A 14,193-nucleotide genomic window follows, 5' to 3' on the forward strand; every position below is an offset into this window, starting at 1 on the left:
GCCCAAATCCATAAGAATCCCTGCACGTTCTCAGTTGCAACCGGGCGACCGCACTATGCGGTATACGTCGCGCTATCGATTGGCCACAAGGTCCGAGGCGCGTCCAAATTTGGAGGGAGGTTGTCCGCGGATAGCGCGGGGTGTCCCTTGGGCAGGTTCAATCACTGGTGGCGAAGCGTGTGGGTATCCGTGTTCGGAGAAGGAGGGTTTCACACATCCGTGGCTCTGGCGAGCACCGTGCTTTTGGGGCACCTATGAATGAAAACTGCACGCTGTGGACACTTAGGGTAGAGCGGTTAAAGCGTTTTCTTTGCTTCGTTTCTTTGTCGCTTTGGACAAAGAAATGACGTGCCGCCACGCACAGTGGCTAATAGTGATAAAGAGAAAATCCGACTCTCGCAGACCGCTAACGCTGAAAGCAGCAACCCGGCACTAACCCCGACCGCTAACCCAGAACCGACCACCCCGACATCGCCCCCGACCGCTAACCCCAGCACCCCCCAGATAGACCCCCAACCACGACGCAACCAAAAAACCCCCACCACGACTCACAGCGGGCGTCCCCGCAATCACATTTGCCGGTTGAGAACCGAAACGAAACTCGCAGTTTCCGGCTTCTTCGGCCGATTGAAGATGTCATCTGCCAAGCCCGATTCGATCACGCTGCCAGCGCTGAGAAAAACAACCTCGCGAGCAATCGACGCGGCCAGACGTAAATCATGCGTAGCAAACAGCATCGTCATTCCTTCTTTCGCGAGTTGGCTCAACACGTCGATCACTTCGGCCGCGAGTCCTGGATCGAGCGCAGAGGTCGGTTCATCGCATAGAAGAATATCCGGCGAGGGCGCCAGCGCTCGTGCAATTGCTACCCGCTGCTGTTGCCCACCGGAGAGCGTGGCAGGCCAGGCATCGGCCTTCTGCGAGATACCTACCTTCTCCAGCAGCGCGCCTGCTCGTGCCCGCGCACGCTCCTTGTCCCATCGCTGCACGGTGACCAGACCCTCCATCACGTTCTGTATCACCGTCCGGTGCGGGAATAACTGAAAGCTCTGGAACACCATTCCGGTCTTGCGGCGTATTCTGAGGACCGAATCGCGAGACGGTTTCTCTGAGCTGCTGAATTCGATTCGTTCGTCCCCCAGCGTGAGGGATCCGGCTTCGGGAACTTCAAGCAGGTTCACGCAACGCAGGAGCGTGCTCTTGCCGCTGCCCGATTGCCCGATCAGTGCCGTGACCGTACCCTGCGCGAGGGTGAGGTCGACCGACTTGAGCACTTGATGCGTGCCGAAAGATTTCTGGATTTTATCGAGGGCAATCATCATTGACCTCTCTTGAAGAGTGCATGTTGGCCAAGTCTTCTTTCGAGTTGAACCTGGGCCGAGGACAACACGGAACTAAACACCAGATAGATCAGTGCCGCTTCCGTATACAAGATAAGCGGTTCATAAGTTACCGAAGCAATCCGCTGAGCCGCCTGGAAGATCTCGGGTACGGTGAGCACTGCAGCAAGCGACGTGTCCTTGATAAGCGCAATGAACGAATTCGCCAATGCGGGCAGGGCGACGCGTGCAGCCTGCGGCAAGATTGTCCGCCGCAGTGCTTGTGAGCGCGTCATGCCCATGGAATACGCGGCTTCCCATTGTCCGTTGGGAATCGATTCGACTACGCCCCGGATCACTTCCGAGTTGTAGGCGCCCACGTTCAACGAGAAGCCGATAATTGCCGCGGTGAGCGGGTCCAGCACGATGCCGACGTTGGGCAGGCCGTAGAAAATCACGAAGAGTTGCACCAGCAGCGGTGAGCCCCGGATCAGCCATACGTAAAACTGTGCAATCTTGACAGCCCAACGCGGTCCGAACAGTCGCACGAGTGCGACTGCAAATGCCAGTGTCAAGCCGAGTGCAAACGACGCGATGGTGAGCGGCACCGTGAACACGAGTCCTGCATACAGGAGTGGCCAGAGGGACTCAACCATCAAGTGGAGCCAGGCTGGCATATTTCGGACCTCTAAAAATGGGTATGGGAAATGCTGACCGCAATGCTACTTCGATACGTCCTTACCGAAGTATTTCTCCGAGATTTGCTTGTAGGTACCGTCTGCTTTAATCTCGGAAAGCGCTTTATCGATGGCGGCCAGAAGCTGCGGATTGCCCTTCTGGATGATGACCCCGGAATACTCGCTGTCAGCCGAATTGTCGATTGCTGCGATCTTCACTTTCGCGTCCGGCTTATGTTTCTTGAAGTCGAGGAAGGAGAGACTGTCGTTCACTGTCGCATCAACGCGGCCAGACGTCAGCAGATCAATTGATTCGTTGAAGCCCTGCACACCCACCACGTCTGCGCCGTGATCCTTGGCGATCTTGCCGAAGTTGCTGGTCAGGGTATTGGCTGACTTCTTGCCTTTCAGATCATCGAAGTTTTTGATTGTCGTGTTATCCGAGCGTACGATCAGCGCTGCATGGGATGCAATATAGGGCTGCGAGAAATCGTACTTGGCCTTGCGGGCGTCGGTGATTGCAACCTCGTTGATGACGGCGTCGTAGCGGTTTGCATCGAGCCCGGCAATCAGACCGTCCCACTTGCCTTCAACAAATTCCGGTTTAACGCCTATGCGCTTTGCAATGGCCTGGCCGATTTCCACGTCGAAGCCTGTCAGCTGTCCCGACGCATCATGGTAGGTGAAGGGCGCGTAAGTCCCTTCGGTGCCGATCTTGATGACACCGGCGCTCTTGATGCTTGCCAGATCGTCGGCTGCGAAGGCAGTTGATATAGCAGTCAACTGAACGATGCCGGCAAGCAGCAAGATTTGGAAAATTTTCATGATGGGTGACTCCTCAGGGGTTTATTAATTGCTATTTCGGGTTCAATGAGCGAAGCCGAAAGCCTTCGGCGGGACTGTAACAAGGGGTGTTTGGTTCCACAAAGCATATTGACGTCGAAGGTTATGCCTGGATCGAATAAAGGCGGCATGGATCGTTTGTCTAGTAGCCCCGATGGATATCGACAAGATCTTCCAGCGACGCACCGTGAGTAAAGGCGCTGAAATTGCGCGCGAACTTGCGGGCTAGCTCGGCAGCATTGTGTGGGCCGATCGCTGACGTGTGTGGCGAGAGGTGAATGCGCGGATGTGTATAGAACGGATGCCCAGCCGGCAGCGGCTCAGGCTCGGTCACATCGAGCGATGCCGCATCAATACGACCGTCGGCAAGGGCCTCAAGCAACGCCTCGTTGTCGATCAGCGAACCGCGCGCGACATTGATGACGTGCAGTCCCGGCTTCGCCCGTGCAAGTAACTCCCGATTGACGATATGGCGGGTTGCTGCCGTAGCCGGCGCCGCGAGTACGAGATGGTCGGCTTCTTGCACGAGTGCGCCGATATCGGGAACAAGCGTGACGCCCGGCAGGTCCGGCGCGGTAGAACTTTGACGCCGCACTGCAATGACCCGAGCGCCGAGCGCGAGCGCTTTCTGCGCAAGTGCCTGGCCAATCGAACCAAAACCGAATATGCCAACCGTGCTGCCTTGCACTGTTGCGAGTGGCGTCAACGCCCATTGCCGGGCGTCGTGAATCCATATGTCCGGCAGGTGTTTCGCGTGGGCAAAGATTGCCGCCAACGCGAATTCGGCAATCGCTGTTGAAGAGGTGCCGCGTGCAGTGGTAACTGACAGACCCTCGAAGAACCAGCGCGGATAAAAGTCGATCCCCGATGAACCGAGTTGCACCCAGCGCAGCCCGAATGGCCACCCGGCGGGGGCATGCTCCGGCGCCCGTGCACCCCGTATGATGATCGGCGCGGCGATCAGGATCGACGCCTCATCGGGCAGTTCGGCCGGCACTCCTCGCGGTATACCTACTACGCGAACATCAGGCAGTAGTGCCCGCACTGCATCGTTGAACGGTTCGGCGAGCTGGCTGGCTATTGTGACCATGGGTTTTCAGAACGGGAAGTGACGGCACACTCGCGCATGGAGAGCGGAAGGATTGATAAGGACTACATGAAGAGAAGATTGCGAAAGCGGAGAACCGGGGAAAGCGCTGTGTAGTGAATCTGGAAGGCACGTCGGAGCGTCTGAACCTGTAAGCGCCGACGTGCTTATCAATGGAAAAGCAATGGAAAAGCGATGGGAAAGCCTCAGAAATCGAAGCCCGGTCCGCCCGCACCCGGTCCGCCCCTAGGCACAGCAGGGGCCGCGTTTTTCGGCGCTTCGGTTACCGTTGCATCGGTCGTGAGCAGCAAGCCCGCAATCGATGCCGCGTTTTGCAGCGCAGTGCGCGTGACCTTGGTCGGATCGAGCACGCCCGATTCGACCAGATCGCCGTATTCACCGGTCTGCGCGTTGTAGCCAAAGTTGCCCGTACCCTCGGCGACCCTCGCGACGACCACGCTTGCTTCTTCGCCCGCATTCGTGACGATCTGGCGCAATGGTTCTTCCAATGCGCGCAGCACGATCTTCACGCCGGCATCCTGGTCTGCGTTGGCGCCCTTCAGGCCGCTGATTGCCTGCTTGACGCGGATCAACGCGACGCCGCCACCCGGCACAATGCCTTCCTCGACTGCCGCACGCGTCGCGTGCAGTGCGTCGTCAACACGGTCCTTCTTCTCCTTGACCTCGATCTCGGTTGCCCCGCCCACCTTGATCACCGCTACGCCGCCGGCCAGTTTCGCGACACGCTCCTGCAGCTTTTCGCGATCGTAGTCGGAACTCGCCTCTTCGATCTGCACGCGGATCTGCTTGACGCGCGCCTGGATATTCTTCGTGTCCCCGGCGCCGTCGATCACGATAGTGTTTTCCTTGCCCACTTCAATGCGCTTGGCCTGGCCCAGTTCTGCCAACGTCGCCTTTTCCAGCGAAAGGCCGGTTTCTTCCGCGATCACCTGGCCGCCGGTCAGGATGGCGATGTCTTCGAGCAATGCCTTGCGGCGGTCGCCAAAGCCCGGCGCCTTAACCGCCACCGTTTTAAGAATGCCACGGATGTTGTTGACCACGAGCGTCGCAAGAGCCTCGCCCTCGACATCTTCAGCGATGATCAGCAACGGCCGTCCCGCCTTCGCGACCAGTTCCAGCACCGGCAGCAGATCGCGGATATTCGATACCTTCTTGTCGTGCAGCAGAACAAATGGATCGTCGAGAACGGCGACCTGTTTATCCTGATCGTTGATGAAATAGGGCGACAGGTAGCCGCGATCGAATTGCAGTCCTTCAACCACATCGAGTTCATCGTCGAGCGACTTGCCGTCCTCGACCGTGATCACGCCTTCCTTGCCGACACGATCGATCGCTTCTGCGATCCGCTGGCCGATCGATTCCTCGCCGTTCGCCGAGATGGTCGCGACCTGGGCGATTTCCTTGCTGGTCGTGGTGGGCTTGCTGATCTTTTTCAGTTCTTCGACAGCGGCAATCACGGCCTTGTCGATGCCGCGCTTCAGGTCCAGCGGATTGAGACCCGCCGCCACGTATTTCAGCCCTTCGCGCACGATCGCCTGTGCCAGCACGGTAGCAGTCGTGGTGCCGTCGCCGGCGTCGTCGCTGGTGCGCGAGGCGACTTCCTTCACCAGTTGCGCGCCGATATTTTGCAGCTTGTCGGCCAGCTCGATTTCCTTCGCGACCGACACGCCGTCTTTCGTCACGACCGGTGAGCCGAAGCTGCGTTCCAGCACTACATTACGGCCTTTGGGCCCAAGCGTTACCTTCACTGCATTGGCGAGGATGTTGACGCCTTCGACCAGCTTCGATCGTGCGTTGTCGCTAAAGACAATTTCTTTGGCTGCCATTTCTGAAGCTCCGTTATTGTTGGGTGACCACGGCGACAATGTCTTCTTCGCGCAGCACGAGCAGTTCGTTGCCGTCGACCTTGACCTGCTGGCCCGAGTATTTTCCGAAGAGCACGCGCTCGCCGACTTTCAGGTCAGGCTCGATGCGCTTGCCATCGCTATCACGCTTACCGGGGCCGACGGCAATGACTTCGCCCTGGTCCGGTTTTTCGGCGGCGCTTTCGGGAATCACGATACCCGATGCGGTTTTTGTTTCCTGGTCAAGGCGCTTGATGATCACGCGGTCGTGGAGCGGACGTAGGCTCATGGTTGGATTTCCGTTATGGTGAATGAGTAGCACTCTTCACAGGCGGGTGCTAACGGGAATCGAGTATAGGAATCTGTCGTGGCGCGATCCAATAACGAATACATGAAACGTTATCGGCGTTTAGCATTTGGCCGCCGCGCTTCGTGAGCACACATCACGCCTGTCACGCGACACGTCTTGACCATCGGCGCGGCTTGTGACGGCTTGTGACGCTCTCAAGCTGTCCCTGTATTGATTATTCCGTCTGACGCTTAGCACAACACGAATCGATGGTTCGTTACAGCCCGGTTCGCTGCTACATTCCGGCTGTGATGCACGCGTGCGTGCTCGCTCTATCTATAACTGCGCAGACCAACACATAATGAAAATCAAACTTTTCACCGCAGCTTTCATGGGGTCGCTGCTGATCATGTCGAGCCTGGCGCATGCTGATCGCCTCGACGATATCAAGAAGGCCGGCGTACTTCGCGTGGCAACTTTTGACAGCAATCCGCCCTTCGGCTTCGTCGATCCGAAGACCAACAAGATAGTCGGACTTGACGTGGACTACGCGAAAGCGGTCGCTGACAAACTCGGCGTCAAGCTTGAAATCCAGCCGACCAATCCGGCCAACCGCATTGCATTTCTAACATCGAAGAAAGTGGATCTCGTTTTCGCGAACTTCACTATCACCGACGAACGTAAGAAGGAAGTCGACTTCAGCACGCCGTACTTCGCGTCGGGTACGCAGTTCATCGCGAAGAAGGGCACGCTGAAGTCGCCGGATCAACTGAACGACCTGCGCATTGGCGCGGATAAAGGCACGACCAACGAGCAACAGGTTCGTGCCCAGTTTCCGCGGGCAACGATCGTAGCTTACGACGACACACCTTTTGCATTCGCTGCGTTGCGAACGGGTAATGTCCAGGCAATCACGCAGGATGGCCCGAAACTCGTCGGCTTGCTCGCCAACGTGCCGGACCGCGACAAGTACGAGATCCCGGCTTTCACCATATCGAACGACTATGAGGGCGTGGGTGTCCCGAAGGGCGAGCCGCGGCTGCTGGGTTTCGTCAATGACACGCTGACGGGCCTCGAAGCAAACGGCACCGCGAGCCACATCTACGACCAGTGGTTCGGGCCGAAAAGCCGTGCGCCGTTGCCGCGTTTGTTCAAGATCGGCGACCCGCAGAAGAGCTGATCGCTGCGTGTTCGGCCAAGCCCGGTTCGACTGTTCACGGTCGAACCGGGCTTGGCATTTCAATTTTCCATTCGTGTTTAGCTGAATGATTCCAATGAACGGATGGCTTGCCCCGAAGTACCTGATCTGGCTGCTCCAGGGCTTCGGTATGACGCTGGGATTGTCGGTCTCGGTGATGGTCACGGCGACGTTATGTGGCTGCTTGCTTGCCCTTGCGCGCACTTCGCGCGCGGCGCCCATGCGTCGTGCCGCCGCGCTCTATGTATTGGTATTTCGCAACTCACCGCTGATCGTGCAATTGCTGTTCTGGTATTTCGGCGTGGCGACGCTTTTGCCCGAAGCGACAATGACCTGGTTGAACACGCAACATGCGGTGGATCTCGGCGTGTTCAAGTTGCATTGGCCATCGTTTGAATTCGTGGCCGGCTGGATCGGGTTGACCTGTTATTCGACCACCTTCATTGGCGAGGAATTCCGCTCGGGATTATCGGGTGTTCCAGTGGGTCAACACAACGCGGCAGCCGCCCTTGGACTCACGCCGTTAGCCGCATTTGTTCACGTGATCTTGCCGCAAGCGGTGCGGATCGCGACGCCGCCGTTGTTCGGTCAGTACATGAATATCGTCAAGAACTCGTCGTTGACCATGGCGATCGGGCTGGCGGAACTCTCGTATTCGTCGCGTCAGGTGGATACCGAAACCTTCAAGACGTTTCAGGCATTTGGCATGGCAACCTTGCTGTACATACTGACCATCGCGATGCTGGAAGTTGCACTCGTGGTAGTCCAGCGCAGCGGTTCGCGAGCGGCGGTGCGCCGATGAACGACGCCTTTTCCGCCATCCTGTCCAATCTGCCGTACTTGCTCGTCGGCACGTTTCCCGATGGTCCGTTGGGCGGCGCTGCGTTGACGCTGGTCATGGCCTCTATCTCCGCCGTGTCGTCCGCCATCCTCGGGCTGGCAGGAGGCATCGGGCTTGCCATGACGCGTGGGGTGATCCACCTGATCCTGCTCGCGGGAATCGGGTTCTTTCGCGCCATACCCGTGCTGATGCTGATTTTCTGGACCTTCTTCCTGCTGCCGGTTGTGCTTCATATCAACGTGCCGGGTTTGGCGACGGTCGTGGCTGCGCTATCGCTGATCGGCGGCGCCTACCTGTCGCATTCGGTTCATGCGGGTATCGAAGCAGTGGGGCGCGGACAGCGCCAAGCGGCGCTGTCGCTGGGGCTGACGCGCTGGCAAGCGATGCGTCACGTACTGCTGCCGCAGGCCATCCGCATCATGGCGCCGTCGTTCATTAACCAATGGGTGTCGCTCGTCAAGGATACATCGCTGGCATACATCGTCGGCGTGCCGGAACTCGCGTTTCTCGCCAACCAGGTCAATAGCCGGCTCATGATTTATCCGGTGCAGATCTTCCTGTTCGTGGGACTTGTCTATCTGATTCTGTGCACATCACTCGATGCGTTGGCGACTCGCCTGTTGCTGGGACGCGCGCCGAGTGCTGAGCTGCGCGTGACGGCGCCCCCGGCGGCTGTCGTCCCGTCTCCGGATTGAGGCAAACCCTCGGCCTTCGCTCCGGCCTCGTTTTCTTTCAATAATTACGCGGAAGCCGCACGTACTTGGAACGATCATTTTTCCTCCAATGATTACCGATGTGGCGAAGCCTTCTTTAGAAATACGTTTTTATTGGTTCTGCTTCTGAGCGGCCTCTTTCATAGTGTCAATTGATGGCTATAGACGGTTGCATTTCCTATGACAACCCTTTGGCCTCGATGAGTTTTCAAGTGACAGTACAAGGAGACGTCATGGCAGTTGAATTGGAAGAAGGTGTAATTCACGAATCTCATGCGGCATTGGATGCGGCGCGGGCCGCAGCGGCAACAAACCAGTTGCCTTACGCGGGAGGCGTTTCACCTCGCGACGCGTTTGCTCTGATCGAGTCGGGTTCGGCGGTGCTTGTGGATGTCAGAACGGCCGAAGAACGCAAGTTCGTGGGTTACGTGCCTGGCAGTATCCACGTGGCCTGGGCGACAGGCACATCGCTTACCCGCAACCCGCGCTTTGTCCGGGAGCTGGAAGCCAAGACCGGCAAGGACGCAGTCGTGTTGCTGCTCTGCCGCAGCGGCAATCGTTCAGCGCTTGCCGCGGAAGCGGCGACCAAAGCAGGCTTTACGCAAGTGTTCAATGTCCTTGAAGGTTTCGAAGGGCGGCTGGATTCGCAACAGCGGCGAGGCGTGGAGGATGGCTGGCGCTTTCAGGGTTTGCCGTGGATTCAGGATTGATCAACCTCTAATGGCTTGACGCCGAAGGATCTCCGACTGTGGCCGCATTTGACATCGACGACATCGTCCAATCGCTTCAGACGGTGCGCCAGCAATGGCGTGAAGTGCAGAAGCGTTCGCTCGAACCGGGCGGACGCGAACTGCCGGCGCGCGAGGCGCTGGCGGATATTGTGGACACATTGAAGGGCGTGCTTTTTCCGATGCGGCTTGGACCGCACGACCTTCGTCAGGAAAGCGAGAATTTCTACGTGGGTCATGCACTCGATTCAGCCTTGCATGGCCTATTCGCCCAGGCGCAACTGGAGTTGCAATACCGCGATCGTCATCTGTCGCGTGACGATGAAAACATCGCTACACGTGCCGGCGTTGCGGTTCGTGCGTTCGCGGCCAGGCTTCCCGAGATCCGCACGCTCCTTGATAGCGACGTGCTTGCCGCCTATCACGGCGATCCGGCCGCGGGCAGTGTGGACGAGGTGCTGCTTTGCTACCCCGGCATTCTCGCCATGATTCATCACCGGCTGGCGCACGAGTTATACAAGCTCGACCTTCGCCTGCTTGCGCGCATTGTGGCTGAACTGGCGCATGGCGCAACCGGCATCGACATCCATCCGGGCGCTCAGATAGGCAAAGGATTTTTCATCGATCATGGGACGGGCGTGGTGATTGGCGAGACCACTGTCATTGGCGATCGCGTGCGTGTGTATCAGGCCGTCACGCTCGGCGCGAAACGTTTTCCCCGCGATGCAGAAGGGCATCTGGAGAAAGGACTGGCGCGGCATCCGATAGTGGAAGATGAAGTCGTGATCTATGCGGGCGCCACGATTCTCGGCCGCGTCACGCTCGGCCGGGGAGCGGTGATCGGCGGCAACGTATGGCTTACGCACGACGTTGCACCGGGCGCGAACGTCACGCAGGCCATCTCGCGCAATGACGGCGTGCAGCCGCGCGTTGCAGCGACCGTGTCATGACCGAAGTCGTCCGCAACTTCGGTGCAGCCGTCAGGCTTTTACGTGAGGCGCAGGCCTGGTCGCAGGAGCAGCTTGCCGAACACGCCGGCCTGAACCGCTCTTATATTGGCGAGATCGAACGCGGCCGCGTGACGGCATCCATCATCACGGTGCACAAGCTCGCCCGCGCGCTGGACGTTCCCATGGCGAAGTTACTACAACCCGAGCCGGTGACCGGGCCAGGGTGATCATTTTTTCCGAAATGCCGTCTATAGCATGTTGAATGACCGGGTCCGTCGTCTTGATAATGACGTCTCCTGATAAGCATTCCCGTTTTTCTTCTATAGACTTCGGAGCTACACATGACGGCAACTGTGGGCGGCCAGACGGCGCTCGGCGATAACGCAGCACGGCAACTAGCCAATGCCACCAAGACCGTTCCCCAGCTATCGACCATCACGCCGCGATGGCTCACGCACTTGTTGCAGTGGGTGCCTGTCGAAGCCGGTATCTACCGCTTGAACCAGGTCAAGAATCCCGACGAAGTAAAGGCGGCCTGCACGCAACGTGAAGACGAAAGCGAACTGCCCCGGACCTTCGTTCCCTACGATGAAAACCCGCGCGAGTATTTTCTCAACGCGGTCAGCACGGTCCTCGACGTGCAGACTCGTGTGTCGGATCTATATAGTAGTCCGCATGATCAGATCAAGGAACAACTGCGCCTGACGATCGAAACGATCAAGGAATTGCAGGAAAGCCAGCTCATCAATAACCCGGATTACGGTCTGCTGGCGAATGTTGCTGAAGAACAGCGCGTGTTTCCGCTGACCGGCGCGCCGACCCCTGATGATCTCGATGAACTGCTGACGCGCGTCTGGAAAGAGCCCGCGTTTTTCCTGACGCATCCGCTCGCCATCGCAGCGTTCGGGCGCGAGTGCACGCGTCGCGGTGTGCCGCCGCCCACCGTGAGCCTGTTCGGTTCCCAGTTCCTCACGTGGCGTGGCATTCCGTTGATCCCGTCGGACAAGGTTCCTGTTGCCGACGGCAAGACCAAGATCCTGTTGCTGCGCGTAGGCGACAAGCGGCAAGGCGTGGTTGGCCTGTTCCAGCCGGGTGTGGCAGGCGAGCAAGGGCCAGGGCTTTCGGTGCGCTTCATGGGGATCAACAACCACGCGATTGCCTCGTACCTGATTTCGCTGTATTGCTCGCTCGCAGTGCACTCGCCGGACGCACTGGCGGTTCTGGATGACGTGGAGATCGCCAAGTACCATGACTATCCTGACACCTACAAGTAAGCCAGTGAGCGGCGCTTCGCTGTCCGATGTTCCACAGGGCGCGGCACCTGCGGGCTTGCCGGACGTGGCCACGTTGTCGCGTCTTGCAACGGCGTTCTTTACGGCGTTACCGGGCAGTGCTGGTAGTGCTACGCCCGCGCTGGCGAGCCTTGGCAGTGGCAGTGGTGAGTCGCTCTCGGCAGGGTTGCCGGTGGCTGCGCCTGTGCTCGCTTCCGCGAGCAATCCGGCGCCTCCGGGGTCGCCGTTGGCGGGGCCGGGTGGTGCAGGGACGGGCGTGCCGGGCCTGAGCCTTCCACAGGGCAAGGCGCCGGGTGCCAACCTGCTTCCGTCGGCGCCCACACACGTTTTGTCGTTGGGCAATCGCGTGCCGGCGCTGGCGCCGCATGCCGTTTCGCAAAACAACGTACCTGACTCTGTGACGAGCGCCGCGCCGGCGCTGGAACCGCGCTTCGGCGGCGCTGCGCTTGGCATCGGCGTGCCCGATGGTGCGCAACGAGATCAACCGGCGGCGTCGCCGTTCTATTTCTTGCGGGACGCGGGCGCATCGTCCGGCGCGAACCGCGAACTGCCGTTGCCTGGTCATGATGTACCGACGGCTGAATCGTTCGGTCTGCCGTCTATCGATGACTTGCTTCCGTTCAACAGCCGTGAGCGGGCGGGGGCGGCCGGTGGCGAGCCTGATCGTGCCGGCGCGTTCTATTTTCTCGACAACGCGCGTGCGCCGCATTCGAATGAGCATTTACCGCAGACCGGTTCGGCGCATCCGCCATTTGATGTCAACGCTATTCGTCGCGACTTCCCGATTCTGCAAGAGCGCGTGAACGGACGTCAGCTCGTCTGGTTCGACAACGCCGCGACCACGCACAAACCTCAATCGGTTATCGACCGCCTGTCGTATTTCTACGCGCACGAGAACTCGAACATTCACCGTGCCGCGCATGCCTTGGCAGGACGTGCAACCGATGCATACGAAGGGGCGCGCGATACGGTGAGGCGCTTCATTGGCGCCGCTTCGGCGGAAGAAATCATCTTCGTGCGGGGCACGACGGAAGGCATCAACCTGATTGCGAAGACCTGGGGCGTGCAAAATGTTGGCGAGGGCGACGAGATCATCGTGTCGCATCTGGAGCATCACGCCAACATCGTGCCGTGGCAGCAACTCGCCGCACAAAAGGGCGCGACGCTGCGCGTGATTCCTGTCGACGACTCCGGTCAGGTCCGTCTCGACGAGTATCAGAAGCTGCTCAACAGCCGCACGAAGATCGTCTCGGTGACGCAGGTATCGAACGCATTGGGTACCGTTGTGCCGGTGCAGGAGATTGTTGCAATGGCGCATCGTGCAGGCGCTCGGGCGCTGGTTGACGGCGCGCAATCGGTCTCGCACATGCGGGTGAACGTGCAGGAAATCGATGCTGATTTCTTCGTGTTTTCGGGTCACAAGCTGTTCGGCCCGACCGGTATCGGCGTGGTCTATGGCAAACGCGATCTGCTTGAAGACATGCCGCCATGGCAGGGCGGCGGCAACATGATCGCGGACGTGACGTTCGAGCGGACTGTGTTCCAGGCGCCGCCAAATCGCTTCGAGGCGGGCACGGGCAACATTGCCGATGCGGTAGGCCTTGGGGCTGCGATCGATTACGTGACGCGTGTGGGTATCGAGAATATCGGGCGCTACGAACACGATCTGTTGGCCTACGCGACGAGCGTATTGCAGCCGGTCCCAGGCGTGCGTTTGATCGGTACAGCGAAGAATAAAGCCAGCGTATTGTCGTTCGTGCTGAAAGGCTATGAGACGGAAGAGGTCGGGCAGGCGTTGAACGAAGAAGGGATTGCCGTGCGTTCAGGTCATCATTGCGCCCAACCAATTCTCCGGCGTTTTGGCGTGGAGGCGACCGTGCGGCCGTCGCTAGCTTTTTACAACACCTGCGATGAGGTCGACAGGCTTGTGTCCGTCGTGCGCCGGCTTTCGTCGCGGCGGTAGGCTGTAAACGAGTAAGGCAGCGTGCGGTCAACGAGGCCGCGCGCTGACAAGATGGCATCACCCGGTCACGGTCCCTATGTGTTACTGCAGGGGGATTATCTCTTGAGAGCCGCTTATCCGCCACGCTCCCTGGGCCACTTTGGGAACGGCCAGACTTCCGCGCCCGGTTGTTCCACGCGGACGACCTTGGCAGCCCGCCCGCGGCATCCACACGACGTTCGGAGGCCGCTTCGTACGTAACTGGACGCAAAGATCTTCCCGGACCCGCAGTCGCACTGGAAAAACCAGCGTGCACCGTTCTTGCCGTGATTCACGTAGTGAGAGGCAGTGAGTTGGCCAAAGCGATGGCCGGCTGCTATTTCAATCTGACGCAAGCAGCCGCACGATAAAGTCTTGCGGTACTTGACGCTTTGAGCGTTGAGTACCTT

At 59.0% G+C, this 14,193-nt stretch carries 14 protein-coding genes; 8 read left to right on the forward strand and 6 right to left on the reverse strand.

Annotated elements, in window-relative coordinates:
- Window positions 1–569: 569 nt before the first annotated feature.
- From ACSQ8V_RS35025 to ACSQ8V_RS35050, 6 genes are all read right to left on the reverse strand, one after another.
- A complete protein-coding gene (locus ACSQ8V_RS35025; protein ID WP_436186484.1) occupies window positions 570–1,319 on the reverse strand; it encodes an amino acid ABC transporter ATP-binding protein in 750 nt (249 codons plus the stop codon).
- Window positions 1,319–1,996, reverse strand: a complete 678-nt coding sequence (locus ACSQ8V_RS35030; protein ID WP_213762783.1) for an amino acid ABC transporter permease — start codon at window positions 1,994–1,996, stop codon at window positions 1,319–1,321. Before ACSQ8V_RS35030 ends, ACSQ8V_RS35025 begins: the two co-directional genes overlap by 1 nt.
- 45 nt (window positions 1,997–2,041) lie before the next feature.
- Window positions 2,042–2,821 (reverse strand): amino acid ABC transporter substrate-binding protein, encoded by a 780-nt coding sequence (locus ACSQ8V_RS35035; RefSeq protein WP_213762782.1) that lies wholly within the window; start codon window positions 2,819–2,821, stop codon window positions 2,042–2,044.
- 160 nt (window positions 2,822–2,981) lie between these two features.
- On the reverse strand, window positions 2,982–3,929 hold the full coding sequence (locus ACSQ8V_RS35040; protein WP_213762781.1) for a D-isomer specific 2-hydroxyacid dehydrogenase family protein: 948 nt from the start codon (window positions 3,927–3,929) through the stop codon (window positions 2,982–2,984).
- 203 nt (window positions 3,930–4,132) lie between these two features.
- Window positions 4,133–5,773: a chaperonin GroEL gene (gene groL / locus ACSQ8V_RS35045; protein WP_436208879.1), complete on the reverse strand. Its 1,641-nt coding sequence runs from the start codon at window positions 5,771–5,773 to the stop codon at window positions 4,133–4,135.
- A gap of 13 nt (window positions 5,774–5,786) precedes the next feature.
- Window positions 5,787–6,080 (reverse strand): co-chaperone GroES, encoded by a 294-nt coding sequence (locus ACSQ8V_RS35050; RefSeq protein ID WP_213762779.1) that lies wholly within the window; start codon window positions 6,078–6,080, stop codon window positions 5,787–5,789.
- 361 nt (window positions 6,081–6,441) lie between these two features.
- Here ACSQ8V_RS35050 and ACSQ8V_RS35055 point away from each other — a divergent pair, with 361 nt between their 5' ends.
- The 8 genes from ACSQ8V_RS35055 (at window position 6,442) to ACSQ8V_RS35090 (ending at window position 13,765) form a co-directional block, all read left to right on the forward strand.
- Window positions 6,442–7,260, forward strand: a complete 819-nt coding sequence (locus tag ACSQ8V_RS35055) for an ABC transporter substrate-binding protein (RefSeq protein ID WP_436208880.1) — start codon at window positions 6,442–6,444, stop codon at window positions 7,258–7,260.
- A 94-nt stretch (window positions 7,261–7,354) separates the two neighbouring features.
- Entirely contained in the window at window positions 7,355–8,080 is a 726-nt protein-coding gene (locus ACSQ8V_RS35060; protein ID WP_436208881.1) for an amino acid ABC transporter permease, read from the forward strand.
- The gene (locus tag ACSQ8V_RS35065; RefSeq protein ID WP_436186284.1) at window positions 8,077–8,814 is read left to right on the forward strand and encodes an amino acid ABC transporter permease; all 738 of its coding nucleotides are present in this window, start codon (window positions 8,077–8,079) and stop codon (window positions 8,812–8,814) included. The genes ACSQ8V_RS35060 and ACSQ8V_RS35065 overlap by 4 nt, the downstream gene beginning before the upstream one ends.
- A 251-nt stretch (window positions 8,815–9,065) precedes the next feature.
- Window positions 9,066–9,542 carry a rhodanese-like domain-containing protein gene (locus tag ACSQ8V_RS35070; protein ID WP_436208882.1) on the forward strand — a complete coding sequence of 159 codons (477 nt, stop codon included), beginning with the start codon at window positions 9,066–9,068 and terminating at the stop codon, window positions 9,540–9,542.
- Between the two features lie 38 nt (window positions 9,543–9,580).
- Window positions 9,581–10,510, forward strand: coding sequence for a serine O-acetyltransferase EpsC (epsC, locus tag ACSQ8V_RS35075; protein ID WP_436186286.1), 930 nt, complete (start codon window positions 9,581–9,583; stop codon window positions 10,508–10,510).
- Entirely contained in the window at window positions 10,507–10,737 is a 231-nt protein-coding gene (locus ACSQ8V_RS35080; protein WP_213762773.1) for a helix-turn-helix domain-containing protein, read from the forward strand. Before epsC ends, ACSQ8V_RS35080 begins: the two co-directional genes overlap by 4 nt.
- Before the next feature lie 114 nt (window positions 10,738–10,851).
- Window positions 10,852–11,784, forward strand: coding sequence for a family 2A encapsulin nanocompartment shell protein (locus tag ACSQ8V_RS35085; RefSeq protein WP_436208883.1), 933 nt, complete (start codon window positions 10,852–10,854; stop codon window positions 11,782–11,784).
- Complete coding sequence (locus ACSQ8V_RS35090; protein WP_436208884.1) at window positions 11,759–13,765, forward strand: family 2A encapsulin nanocompartment cargo protein cysteine desulfurase; 2,007 nt, start codon at window positions 11,759–11,761, stop codon at window positions 13,763–13,765. Before ACSQ8V_RS35085 ends, ACSQ8V_RS35090 begins: the two co-directional genes overlap by 26 nt.
- Window positions 13,766–14,193: the final 428 nt, after the last annotated feature.

It is taken from the genome of Caballeronia sp. LjRoot31 (assembly GCF_964253885.1).
Taxonomy (GTDB): Bacteria; Pseudomonadota; Gammaproteobacteria; order Burkholderiales; family Burkholderiaceae; genus Caballeronia.

Coding starts and splice junctions, on each gene's coding strand:
- ACSQ8V_RS35025 (WP_436186484.1), bottom strand. CDS start 1,319: ATGATTGCCCTCGATAAAATCCAGAAATCTTTCGGCACGCATCAAGTG.
- ACSQ8V_RS35030 (WP_213762783.1), bottom strand. CDS start 1,996: ATGCCAGCCTGGCTCCACTTGATGGTTGAGTCCCTCTGGCCACTCCTG.
- ACSQ8V_RS35035 (WP_213762782.1), bottom strand. CDS start 2,821: ATGAAAATTTTCCAAATCTTGCTGCTTGCCGGCATCGTTCAGTTGACT.
- ACSQ8V_RS35040 (WP_213762781.1), bottom strand. CDS start 3,929: ATGGTCACAATAGCCAGCCAGCTCGCCGAACCGTTCAACGATGCAGTG.
- groL (WP_436208879.1), bottom strand. CDS start 5,773: ATGGCAGCCAAAGAAATTGTCTTTAGCGACAACGCACGATCGAAGCTG.
- ACSQ8V_RS35050 (WP_213762779.1), bottom strand. CDS start 6,080: ATGAGCCTACGTCCGCTCCACGACCGCGTGATCATCAAGCGCCTTGAC.
- ACSQ8V_RS35055 (WP_436208880.1), top strand. CDS start 6,442: ATGAAAATCAAACTTTTCACCGCAGCTTTCATGGGGTCGCTGCTGATC.
- ACSQ8V_RS35060 (WP_436208881.1), top strand. CDS start 7,355: ATGAACGGATGGCTTGCCCCGAAGTACCTGATCTGGCTGCTCCAGGGC.
- ACSQ8V_RS35065 (WP_436186284.1), top strand. CDS start 8,077: ATGAACGACGCCTTTTCCGCCATCCTGTCCAATCTGCCGTACTTGCTC.
- ACSQ8V_RS35070 (WP_436208882.1), top strand. CDS start 9,066: ATGGCAGTTGAATTGGAAGAAGGTGTAATTCACGAATCTCATGCGGCA.
- ACSQ8V_RS35080 (WP_213762773.1), top strand. CDS start 10,507: ATGACCGAAGTCGTCCGCAACTTCGGTGCAGCCGTCAGGCTTTTACGT.
- ACSQ8V_RS35085 (WP_436208883.1), top strand. CDS start 10,852: ATGACGGCAACTGTGGGCGGCCAGACGGCGCTCGGCGATAACGCAGCA.
- ACSQ8V_RS35090 (WP_436208884.1), top strand. CDS start 11,759: ATGACTATCCTGACACCTACAAGTAAGCCAGTGAGCGGCGCTTCGCTG.